Raw genomic sequence first — 11,528 nt, 5'->3', positions numbered from 1 at the left:
GGGGGGGGGCGGGGGGCCGGCCGGGGGGGGGGGGCCTCCCCCACACCGCCCCCCCCCCCCCGCCCCCCCCCCCCGGCGGGGGGGGGGGGGCCCCGCGGCCCCCGCGCCTCCCGTCCGTCACCGCATCAGCAGTCGATGTTGTCCCACGTCTCGGGACCGGCCGACCCCGCCGCGTACTCGTCGAGCGGGGTCTCCCCCGCTCGCCAGGCCTGCAGGAACGGCTCGACGACCTTCCACCCCTGCACCGCGCTGTCGCCGCGGACCGACAGGGTGGCGTCGCCCTCGAGCACCCCCGCGAGGACCTCGCCGTAGGCGCTGAGGCGTCCGGGGTTGAACGTCGTCGTCAGCGAGGTGTGGTCGATCGTGTACGGGTCGCCCGGGCCGTTGACGTTGAGCTCGAGCTGCATCTCGTCCGGGGCGATCCAGATGCGGAGCTTGTCCGGCCGTTCGGCGCCGGACAGCCCGTTCGGCACGTGCGGCGAGTCCTTGAACGTGATGACGATCTCGCGCCGCTGCTGCTCGAGCGCCTTGCCGGACCGGAGCGTGAACGGCACGCCGGCCCAGCGCCAGTTCGCGACCTCGAGGGTGAGCTGGGCGAGCGTCTCGGTGCCGAGCGAGGGGTCGACGCCGTCCTCGTCGACGTACGAGGGCAGCGAACGCTCGCCGATCGTCCCCGCGGTGTACCGGGCGCGCTTGCCGGCGGCCACGACGTCGCCGCCCCACGGGCGGACGGCGCGGAGCACGAGCTCCTTCTGCGTGCGGAGGTCGTCGGCGTCGATCGAGGCGGGTGCTTCCATCGCGACGACGGCCATCACCTGCAGCAGGTGGCTCTGGATCATGTCGACGAGCGCACCGGCCTTGTCGTAGTAGCGCGCACGGCCCTCGAGCCCGAGGGTCTCGTCGTAGACGATGTCGACGCGGGAGACGTGCTGCGACGACAGCAGCGGCTCGATGATGCGGTTCGCGAAGCGCAGGCCGAGCAGGTTGAGCACGGTCGAGCGGCCGAGGAAGTGGTCGACCCGGTGGATGCGCTCCTCGGGGAGGAACGAGTGCAGCACGTCGTTGAGCTGCTCGGCGCTCGCGGCGTCGGTGCCGAACGGCTTCTCGAGGGCCAGGCGCGTGCCCGACGGCAGGTCGAGGCCCTCGAGCACCGCGCAGCTCTTCTCGGTCACGGCCGGCGGCAGCGCGAAGTAGATCGCGGGGTCGTGCTCGCAGGCGGCGAGCAGGCTCGTCAGGTCGTCGGCGCTCGTGACGTCCGCCCGGTGGTAGCTCGAGGCCTCGATCACGGCGACGAGGCGCGGGCTGAGCCGCTCGCCGCCGTCGTCGTGCGCACCCTCGTCCTCCTCGTTCTTCGACGCCTGCGCGTTCTCGAACGACGTGCGCACCTGCGCCTTCCAGTCGGCGTCGGAGATGTCCTCGACGCCGGCACCGACGAGCTGGACGTCCCAGTCCTCCTTGACGTCGAGGAGGGTGGCGAGACCCGGCAGCAGCAGCCGCTTGGACAGGTCGCCGCTGGCACCGAGGATGAGCAGGCTGGTCTGGAGGCTCGACATGCCCCAGACGGTACTCATGCCGTCCGGCGCGTGGCCGGGTCGCGTCGCTACGGTGGGTGCAGTCCGGCGCGAGGGAGCACCATGAGCAGTGGGTACGGAGGGCGACGCCTCCGCGTCGCCGTGGTCGGGACGGGCATGATCGCCGGGGTGCACGCCCGGGCCGCCCGGGCGGCCGGGGCCGAGGTGACCGGCGTGCTGGGACGCACCCCCTCCCGTTCCGAGCGGGTCGCCGCACAGCTCGACGTGCCGCGCGGGTACGCCTCGCTCGACGAGGTCCTCGCCGACGCGCCGGACGTCGTGCACGTCTGCACCCCGAACGACCAGCACCACCCCCAGGCCCTCGCCGTGGTCCGGGCGGGCGTCCACGTGGTGTGCGAGAAGCCCCTGGCGATCGACGCCGCGCAGGCGTCCGAGCTGGTCGAGGCCGCGCGTGCGGCCGGTGTCGTCGCGACCGTCCCGTTCGTGTACCGCTACCACCCGGTCGTCCGCGAGATCCGGGCGCGGATCGCCGCCGGGGAGCTCGGGCGTCTGCTCGCCGTCCACGGGCACTACCTGCAGGACTGGATGCTCGACGAGGACGCCTCGTCGTGGCGGGTCGACGCCGGCGCCGGCGGACTGTCGCGCGCCTTCGCCGACATCGGCTCGCACTGGTGCGACCTCGTCGAGTTCGTCACGGGCGAGCCCTTCGCCTCGGTCTCCGCCGCGACCGACGTCGTCCACCGGACCCGACCGGCGGCCTCCGGGCCCTCGTTCTCGGGCTCGCCGGACGCGGACCCGCTCGCCGACGCGACCCGGCGCGCGGAGGTGACGACCGAGGACACCGCGGTTGCGACGTTCCGCACCGACGCCGGTCGCATCGGCAACGTCGTGGTCTCGCAGGTGTCCGCAGGGCGGAAGAACCGGCTGTGGTTCGAGGTGGACGGCACCCTCGGGTCCGCGGCGTTCGACCAGGAGCAGCCCGAGTCGGCCTGGTTCGGCACCGAGCGCGGCGCGCAGATCGTCGTCCGCGACCCCTCGCAGGGGTTCCCGGACCAGCGTCGTCTGGCGGTCGTGCCGGCCGGGCACCCGCAGGGCTACCTCGACGCGTTCGCGGCGTTCGTCGCCGACACGTACGCGGCGGTGCGGGGCGAGGCGCCGGATGGCCTGCCGACCTTCGCCGACGGCGCCCGCGCGGCCTGGGTGATCGACGCCGTGGTGGCCAGCGCGGTCGACGGGACGTGGCGCACCATCGGGTGACGAGCGGCCGGTCGCGGACCTGAACGCGTACAGGATCCGACGAGCACGGTGGTCGCATGAGCACCACCGTGAGCGACTTCGTCATCGACCGCATCAAGGCGTGGGGCGTCTCCCGCGTGTTCGGGTACCCCGGCGACGGCATCGGTGCCTTCGACGGCGCCCTGGGCAAGGCAGACGGCAGCGAGCGCGAGCTCGAGTACGTCCGCCCGACCCACGAGGAGATCGCGGCGCTGATGGCGACCGCCCACGCGAAGTTCACCGGCGAGGTCGGCGTCTGCGTCGCGACGTCGAGCCCCGGGGCCTTCCACCTGCTCAACGGGCTGTACGACGCGCAGATGGACAACCAGCCCGTCGTCGCGATCGTCGGGCAGCAGGGGCTCGCCTCGATCGGCACGTTCACGCAGCAGGAGTCGAACCTCGAGCGCGTGTTCGCCGACGTCGCCTGCTACGTCGAGACGGTCGCGACCCCGGACGCGGTCCAGGTCGTCGTCGACACCGCCTTCCGCACGGCGATGCTCCGCAAGCAGCCGGCCGTCGTCGTGCTCCCCCACGACGTGCAGGCCATGGCGTACGAGGCTCCCGCCGCCGAGCACTGGGTGTCGCGGTCGAGCGACGCCGCCCCGTCCACCCGGATCGTCCCGCCGCAGGACGAGATCGCCCGCTTCGCCGAGATCCTGAACGCCGGCGAACGTGTCTCGCTCATCGTCGGTGCCGGGGCCCGCGGTGCGACGGACCTGGTGCTGGCCGTCGCCGAGAAGACCGGTGCCGGCATCATCACCGCGCTGCGCGGCAAGGACGTCGTGCCCTCCGACGTGCCGTACCACACGCAGCAGGTCGGGCTCCTCGGCTCCCGTCCGAGCCTGACGCAGGTCAAGGAGTGCGACACGATCGTGCTCCTCGGGTCGAACTACCCGTACGGCGAGTACCTGCCGGCGAGCGGCCAGGCCCGCGGCGTGCAGGTGGACATCAAGCCCGAGCAGATGGGGCTGCGGTACCCGACCGAGCTCAACCTGTGGGGCGACGTCGGCGCGACGCTCGAGGCCGTGCTCCCGCTCCTCCGCGACAAGCAGGACACCGCGTGGCAGGACAAGCTCGCCGACCAGATGCGCGAGTGGGAGGCCGAGATGGACCGCCAGGCCGAGGTCGCCTACGACGACGGAGTGAACCCGCGCCGGGTCATCCGCGCCGTCAACCAGCGCCTGCCCGAGGGCGTCACGGTGACTTGCGACGCCGGCACCACGGCCGACTGGTACGGCCACCACATCCGGCTGCGCCGCGGCATGCACGGTGACATGTCCGGACGACTGGCGACGATGCTCGCCGCGATGCCCTACGCCGTCACGGCGAAGTTCGCCTTCCCGGACGCCCCGGCCGTCTGCACGATCGGCGACGGCGCGTTCCAGATGCTCGGCATGAACGAGCTCATCACGGTGAAGAAGTACATGGCTCAGTGGCCGAACCAGCAGCTCGTCATCGTCGTCATGCACAACGACGACCTCGGCCAGGTCTCGTGGGAGATGCGGACCGAGGACGGCAACCCGATGTGGTCCGGCTCGCAGGACGTCGAGACGATGGACTACGCCGGCTACGCGGAGCTGCTCGGGTTCACGGGCATCGCGGTGCACCGCGACGACGAGGTCGAGGCCGCCGTCGAGCGCGCGTTCGCGAACCCCGGGGTGACGCTCATCGACGCGTACGTCAGCCGGAACGTCCCGCCCCTGCCGCCGCACATCACCGCCGAGTACGCGGTCAACACGGCGAAGAGCCTGCTCAAGGGCGACCCCGCGGAGCTCGGCGTGATCAAGGACTCGGCGAAGGCGATGGCCGCCGAGGCCGTCGAGCGGGTGAAGGGCGCCCTCGGCCGCGACTGACCCGACGGTTGTCCCCCGATCGGGAGGATCGTCCCCCGTGGTGTGAACAACACGTGACGTGTCGGGCCGGGGCCTGGCGTGTTGTCTGTGGGACTTCGTAGGTTCATCGCCGATGAACGCTCACTCCTCCCCGCGCCGCCGGCGCCTGGCCGGGGCCTCGGCCCTGGTCGCCGCCGGCGTCCTCACCGCCCTCACCGTCCCCTCCGCGGCACTCGCCGCCGAGGGCGACACCACCATCGACCTCTACAACGTCAACGACTTCCACGGCCGGATCGCGCAGTCGATCTCCAAGGACTCGGCTGGTGCGCCGTCACCGCGCGACGGCGACGCCGCCGGTGCCGCGACCCTCGCCGGTGCGCTCGAGCAGCTCCGCGGGACCGACACCTCGACGTCCGCCTTCGTCAGCTCCGGCGACAACATCGGCGGTTCGACCTTCGAGTCCTTCATCCAGGACGACCAGCCGACGATCGACGTCCTCAACCAGATGGACCTGTCCGTCAGCGCGATCGGCAACCACGAGCTCGACAAGGGCCAGGACGACCTGCACGACCGGGTCATCGGCGGGCAGGGCGACGGCGTCCGCGCGGCGCAGTGGGACTACGTCTCGGCGAACATCCTCGACAGCGCGACGGGCGAACCGGCGTTCGACCCCTACGCCATCGAGGAGATCAGCGGCAAGCGCGTCGCCTTCATCGGCGCGACCGTCGACCTCGTCGGCCAGGGCCTCGTCGCCCCGGACGGCATCGCCGGTCTCGAGATGGGCGACATCACCACCGAGGTGAACAAGGTCGCCGAGCGGCTCACCGACGGGAACGCGGCGAACGACGAGGCAGACGTCCTCGTCCTGCTCGTGCACGACGGCGCCGAGTCCTCGACCCCGGTCAGCCCGACGTCGAACACCGACTTCTCCCGCGCGGTCTACGGCGTCACGCCGAAGGTGTCGGCGATCCTGTCCGCGCACACGCACCAGACGTACTCGTACGCGATCACGCCGACCGGCGGCACCACGCCCCGCCCGGTGATCCAGACCGGCTCGTACGGCTTCAACCTCGGCCACGTGCAGCTGCAGGTCGCAGCGGACGGCACCGTCACCGCACCGGTGGCCGAGAACCTGCGTCTCGTCGACGGCACGTACGCGAAGGACGCCGCCGTCCAGGCGACCGTCGACACCGCCGTCAAGGAGGCCGACCGCCTCGGCGCCGTCGAGCTCGGCACGATCGACCGCGACCTCAAGCGCGCCGTGCAGTCCCCGGACGCGGACGGGCTGCAGTCCGAGAACCGCGGTGGCGAGTCCACCCTCGGCAACTTCGTCGCCGAGGTCCAGCGCTCGCAGACCGAGCGCCAGGGGTCGCAGATCGCCTTCATGAACCCGGGCGGCCTCCGCGCCGACATCGGCGCCGGAACGGTCACCTACAAGGAGGCCGCGGTCGTCCAGCCGTTCGCGAACACGCTCGTCGTGCTCGACTTGACCGGTGACCAGATCCGCCAGGCGCTCGAACAGCAGTGGCAGCCGTCGACGGCGAGCCGTCCGTTCCTCAAGCTCGGTGCGTCCGCGGGCTTCTCGTACACCTACGACCCGGAGGCCACGGCCGGCGCGCGCATCACGTCGATGACGCTCGACGGCGAGCCGGTCGACGCTGACACCACCTACAAGGTGACGGTCAACTCGTTCCTCGCGACCGGTGGCGACAACTTCGCTGCGTTCAAGGGCGCCGCCGCGAAGCAGGACAGCGGCATGGTCGACCTCGAGGCACAGGTCCAGTACTTCCGGGCCAACCCGGAGGTGGCGGTCCAGGAGGACCAGCGCGCCGTCGGCGTCCGGGTCACCGACGCCCCCGAGGGCGGCTTCCAGCCCGGTGACGACGTGCGCATCGACCTGTCGTCGCTCACCTTCAGCAACGCGGCCGACCAGGGCGGCACCGTCTCGGTCAGCGCCGGTGACCAGGAACTCGCGACCGCTGACGTCGACAACACGATCGTCGACACCACGGACGAGCAGGGTCGCGCGACCCTGACCTTCACGGTCCCCGAGGGCACCGTCGCCACGCCCGCTGACGCTCGTGCCTCGGCACTCGCGGTCGCTCCGACCGCGACCGCTCCGACCGTGACCACCGACGAGCCGCTCGTCGTGACCCTGCCGAACGGTCAGACGATCACCCTCGCCGTCACCGTGCCGATCGAGACCGCCGCCGAGCCGACGGACCCGACCGACCCGACGAACCCGACCGACCCGACCGACCCGGGCACCCCGGGCGCGGGTGACCCGACCGCTCCGGGCACGGGCCTGCCGGGCGACGGTACCGGCACCGGCGACGTGGACGGCGACGGCGTCGCCGACGGCGTCCGTCCGGGCACGGCCGGTGGCGACCTCGCCTTCACCGGCGCCGACCTGGTCGTCCCGGGCATCGCCGCCGGTGTCCTGCTGCTCGCCGGCGCGCTGGGCCTGGTGCTCGCCCGCCGGAAGCGCGCCGAGCGCGAGGCGACGGTCCTGACGGACTGACACCGCGCCTCCCGGCCGACGACAGGCGACGGGCCGTCCCACCTCGGTGGGGCGGCCCGTCCCGCTGTCCGCTGCCGGAAGACACGGCCAGTTCCACCGGTCCGCGAGGTACGCTCGCCCTGTCGCATCGCGACGCGTCGCGCCGGGTCGCCCCCCAGGGCCGGACGGTGGTTCCGTCCGTCGACTCCGCGACGCGGGTGTCCTCCGTCTCCAGGGAAACGACGGAGGACACCCACCTCAGCTCCGCGGGCTGGTCAGCGGAAGAGCTGCTCCCCGACGTACGACCCCTTCCGCGGCGCCGGCGGGACGGCGAAGACGCCGGACCCGATGTGCGACACGTACTCGTTCAGGCGGTCCGACGCCCCGAGCTTCCGCTGCAGCCGCGTGAAGTGCTCCGGGTCGGTCGTGTAGGCCGCGAAGAGCAACCCGGCGTCGAGCTGGCCGTACTGGTTCAGCCCGTCCGTGTAGTTGTAGCCGCGGCGCAGGATCTTCACACCGCCGTTGTTCTCGTGCGCGGCGAGCGCGACGTGCGACCGCGGGTCGATCGCGGTCGCGCCGTCCGCACCGGCCCCGTGCGCGGCGGCGTGGAAGTCCGGCGTGGTGTGCTCGGTCCCGCCGGAGAGCGGGGCGCCCTCCACCTTCGTGCGGCCGAAGACCCGCTGCTGGTCGCGCACGACGTCGGCGTCCCACGTCTCCAGGTTCATCCGGATCTTCCGGACCACCTGGTACGTGCCTCCGGCCATCCACCCGGCGTCGTCGTCGAGCCAGACGAAGCGGTCGTACTCCTCGTCCGTCGAGACGTTGCGGGTGCCGTCCTTGAAGCCCATCAGGTTCCGCGGCGTCGACTGCGACGGACCGGCGGAGGCGCGGCCGAAGCCGATCACCGTCCACCGCACGGTCGCGGTCCCACGGGCCATCCGCGCCAGGTCGCGCACGGCGTGGTACGCCACCTGCGGGTCGTCGGCGCAGGCCTGCAGGGAGAGGTCCCCGCCGGTCAGGCCGTCCTCGAGGGCATCGCTCGGCAGGGTCGGGATCGCCGCGAGGTACGCCGGGCGCTTCGCCGCCAGCCCGAAGCGCTCGTCGAACACCCCGGGGCCGAGGCCGACGGTGACCGTGAGGGACGCGGGACCGAGGTCGAGCGCTTCCCCCGTGTCCGCGCCGACGCCCTCGCCGTGCGCGGGCTCGACGCTGCCGATCGTCCGACCGGCCTGCAGCTGCGCGATCGCCGCCGACCACCGGGCGAGCAGCACCTGCAGCTCGGTGGCGGTGGAGGCGGTCAGGTCGAACACCATGAACACGCAGTGCCGCTGCGGGGTCGTCCGGATCCCGCCCTGCGGCTGCCGTGCCGCCGACGCGTAGAACGGCACCTGCTGGGAGAGGTCGATGGACTCGTCGGCGTTGCCGGCAGCGGCGAACGGGTCGACCCCGGTCGCCACCGTGGCCCCGGCGACACCCGCGACCGCGCCGACGCCGGCACCGGCCGCGGCGAGCCCGGCGCCGAGCAGACCACGGCGCGAGAACCGTGACGCGGTCACGCCGTCGCGACCTTCTCGGCCAGGCGGGACAGCGGGTCCTGCAGCGCCTGGACCTGCTGCGAGATGCGGTTGGCGTCCTCCGCCTTCGCGGCGGCGTCCCACGTGCTGAAGCCGCCGAGGGCGTTCGCGTCGCGGAACCCGTCCATCATCGTGTTCGTCGCGTCGAACTGCGCGGCGATCTGCTTCGTGAGGGCCGGGTCGACCTTCGTCAGGCCGGGCTTGAGGTACGCGAAGGCCTGCCGAGCGCCCTCGACGTTCGCGGCGAGGTCGACGAGGTCGATGTGGCTGTACGCCTCCTCCTCCCCGGTGATCTTGTTCGACTGGACCTCCTCGAGCAGCCCGGCGGCGCCGTTCGCCAGGTCCTCCGGCTTGTAGTGCAGCGTCGGCACGAGCTTCGCGAGGAGCTGCACGTTCGCGGTCAGGTCGGCGGCGGTCTGCTTCGTCGACGCCGTGATCGCGCCGGCCTGGAACAGGTCCTTCTCGACGGCGTGGAACCCGCTCCAGCCGACGGCGGCGTCGAGGTTCGACTGCCGCATGTCGACGAGGTAGTCGAGGTTGCCGGCGTTGTCGGTGGCGCTGTGGCCCTGCTTGACGAAGCCGTCGACGTCGCTCTCGACGTGCTCGTAGAACGGCCGGGCGGCCGCGTAGTCGCGCTTCGCCGCGTCGAGGTCCCCGGCGTCGACGTCGGTCTGCAGCTGCCGGACGGCGGTCACCATGTCGGTCACCTGGCCGTCGACGTAGGTCGCGTAGCCCGTCGCGCCGTCGGCGAGCAGGGCCGCGGCGCTGCTGTCGGCGGTCGCCGCCGCCTTCCCGGTGACGGTGAAGTCGGTCAGCTCCTCGGCCGCGCCGGGGCAGTACACCTGGTACTCGCCGCCGGTCAGGGTCGCGGTGAAGCGGACGGGGTCGAGGCCCGGGGCGAGGTTCTCCTTCTCGCCGAGGATGCGCTGGTCCTGCAGGAGCTCCACCTCGGTGATGGCGGTGGACGACTCGTTGTGCACGGTGAACGTGACGGGGCCCGCGGGGACCTTCGTGGTCGACACGGCGCAGGCGTCGGAGCCGTCGTTCGTCAGCGTGATGGTGACGCGGGACACCCGGCCGGTGCCGCCGGACGCGTCGTCGGCCGGTGTGCTGCCGGCCGAGCACCCGGTCAGGGTCAGGGCAGCGGCGACACCCAGGGCGCCGAGGGCGAGCAGGGGTCGGGCGGTCGTCGTGGCGGTCGGGGTCGTGGGGGTCCTACCGAACGGCATGGTCGAGGCTCCTCGCTGGGACGTCGGCGGGCGGGCCGCGCGACGGGTCGGTTCCGGGGGTGGTGGTCGTGGGGGTCCGGACGCGGCGCCGGTCGCGGGCCGCGAGCGCGGCCTGGGCAGCCGCCGCGACGAGCAGCGCGAGCGGTAACCAGGCGTTCCAGAGGCGCAGCTCGGCCGCACGCGTCTGTGCGGCGGCGAGGTCCGTCGCCGCACGGTCCGCGTCGGCGGGCGGGACGGTCCAGACGTCGCGGTCCAGCGTGGTCGTCCGGGCGGCCGGGAGGCCCCCACCGCGCAGCGTGAGGACGTTGCGTTCCGAGCGGGTCGCCTCCAGGACGCCGCTCCGCACGGTCGTGAGGGTCACGGTGTCGCGGACGGTCCAGTCGGCGGCGAACGGGCCGGGGTTCGTCGACGGGGAGACGCCGACCGGGACCCGGCCGAACAGCCCGACGAGCTGGTCGAGCGTCAGCGAGGTCGGTCGGTCGGTGGCCGGGACGTCCTCGGTGACCTGCCACTGGTCGGCACCGGTGCCCGCGCGGGCGACGCGACGGTGGACCGACGCGGGCAGGGTGATCTGGTCCTCCCGGCCTCTGCCCGACACCCGGAGGACCGCTGCGTCTCCGTCGACCGACGCCGTCACGGAGCGCGCGTCGCCGGTGACGGCGACCGTGCGGGGCAGGTCCGCGCCGCCGCCGGAGGGCACGGCGACCGCGAGCACGACGGCTGTCGCGGCGAGGGCGGCGGCGAGGACGGCGCGCACCCGCGGGACGCGCTCCGGCGACGGCCGCCAGGCGCGCGGCCACAGCGCGACGGCGAGGACCGGGACGACGTAGAGGACCCAGCCGAGCACCTCGACGACGCGCGGGTCGGCGGGGATGCCCAGCACCCCGGTGACGAGCGCGCCGCGGACCGAGCCGTTCGGGGCGAGCCAGCCGAGGTCGACCGTGCGCTGCTGGCCGATGACGAGCCACCCGGCCTCGTGCGCGTGGCGGAGCGCGGTGAGGACGAGGCCGCCCGCGACGAACACGAGGAAGACGCCCGTGACGGTGAAGAACCGGCCGAGGTCGAGCCGCACGCCGCCGGTGTAGATGCCGTACCCGATGAGCACCGCCACGGCGATGCCGATCACGGCGCCGAGGGCCGCGGTCCCGGTGTCCGTCGATGCCTGGAAGGTCGCGAGCAGGAACACCGCGGTCTCGAAGCCCTCCTTGAGGACCGCGAGGAACGCCATGCCGGCGAGGGCCCAGGCGGTGCCACGGCCGAGGGCTGCTGACGCGCTCGCCTGCAGGTCCCGCGAGAGGGTCCGCGCGTGGGTCCGCATCCAGACCACCATCCCGGTCACGAAGGCGACCGCGACGGCGCCGATGACGGTCTCCATGCCCTCCTGCTCGGCCTGCGGCAGGGCCTGCTCGACGAGCTGCAGGCCGAAGCCGACGGCGATGCTCAGGGCGACCGCGACGCCGACGCCGGTCCACATCGGGGTCAGCGGAGCGCGGTTGCGACGGAGGAACGCGGCGATGATGCCGACGATGAGCGTCGCTTCGAGGCCTTCGCGGAGGCCGATGACGAGGGTGGCGATCATGGCGAAG

7 protein-coding genes are annotated in these 11,528 nt (G+C 73.0%); 3 read left to right on the top strand and 4 right to left on the bottom strand.

Annotation, left to right across the window (positions count from 1 at the left end):
- Positions 1 to 125: 125 nt before the first annotated feature.
- A complete protein-coding gene (locus QUG92_RS14520; protein ID WP_289459641.1) occupies positions 126 to 1,553 on the bottom strand; it encodes a glucose-6-phosphate dehydrogenase in 1,428 nt (475 codons plus the stop codon).
- Positions 1,554 to 1,634: 81 nt separating this feature from the next.
- Between QUG92_RS14520 and QUG92_RS14515 the strand changes: the two genes are divergently transcribed.
- The 3 genes from QUG92_RS14515 to QUG92_RS14505 all read left to right on the top strand — a co-directional run bounded on the left by QUG92_RS14515 (position 1,635) and on the right by QUG92_RS14505 (position 7,160).
- Entirely contained in the window at positions 1,635 to 2,789 is a 1,155-nt protein-coding gene (locus QUG92_RS14515) for a Gfo/Idh/MocA family protein (RefSeq protein ID WP_289459639.1), read from the top strand.
- A gap of 56 nt (positions 2,790 to 2,845) precedes the next feature.
- Positions 2,846 to 4,660 carry a thiamine pyrophosphate-requiring protein gene (locus QUG92_RS14510; protein WP_289459637.1) on the top strand — a complete coding sequence of 605 codons (1,815 nt, stop codon included), beginning with the start codon at positions 2,846 to 2,848 and terminating at the stop codon, positions 4,658 to 4,660.
- Positions 4,661 to 4,772: 112 nt separating this feature from the next.
- Positions 4,773 to 7,160 (top strand): bifunctional metallophosphatase/5'-nucleotidase, encoded by a 2,388-nt coding sequence (locus tag QUG92_RS14505; protein WP_289459636.1) that lies wholly within the window; start codon positions 4,773 to 4,775, stop codon positions 7,158 to 7,160.
- A 254-nt stretch (positions 7,161 to 7,414) separates the two neighbouring features.
- Here the strand turns inward: QUG92_RS14505 and QUG92_RS14500 are convergent, their stop codons facing one another.
- Genes QUG92_RS14500 through efeU form a run of 3 tightly spaced genes read right to left on the bottom strand, consistent with a single transcriptional unit; the run spans position 7,415 to position 11,521 of the window.
- A complete protein-coding gene (locus QUG92_RS14500) occupies positions 7,415 to 8,695 on the bottom strand; it encodes a Dyp-type peroxidase (protein ID WP_289459635.1) in 1,281 nt (426 codons plus the stop codon).
- Positions 8,692 to 9,942 carry an iron uptake system protein EfeO gene (gene efeO, locus QUG92_RS14495; RefSeq protein WP_289459633.1) on the bottom strand — a complete coding sequence of 417 codons (1,251 nt, stop codon included), beginning with the start codon at positions 9,940 to 9,942 and terminating at the stop codon, positions 8,692 to 8,694. The genes QUG92_RS14500 and efeO overlap by 4 nt, the downstream gene beginning before the upstream one ends.
- Entirely contained in the window at positions 9,929 to 11,521 is a 1,593-nt protein-coding gene (gene efeU, locus QUG92_RS14490; RefSeq protein WP_289459631.1) for an iron uptake transporter permease EfeU, read from the bottom strand. Before efeU ends, efeO begins: the two co-directional genes overlap by 14 nt.
- Positions 11,522 to 11,528 lie beyond the last annotated feature (7 nt).

This window comes from Curtobacterium citri (genome assembly GCF_030362955.1).
GTDB classification, from domain to species: Bacteria; Actinomycetota; Actinomycetes; order Actinomycetales; family Microbacteriaceae; genus Curtobacterium; species Curtobacterium citri.
Note: the sequence above shows the minus strand (reverse complement) of the source record. Positions and strands in the feature narration are given on the sequence as shown.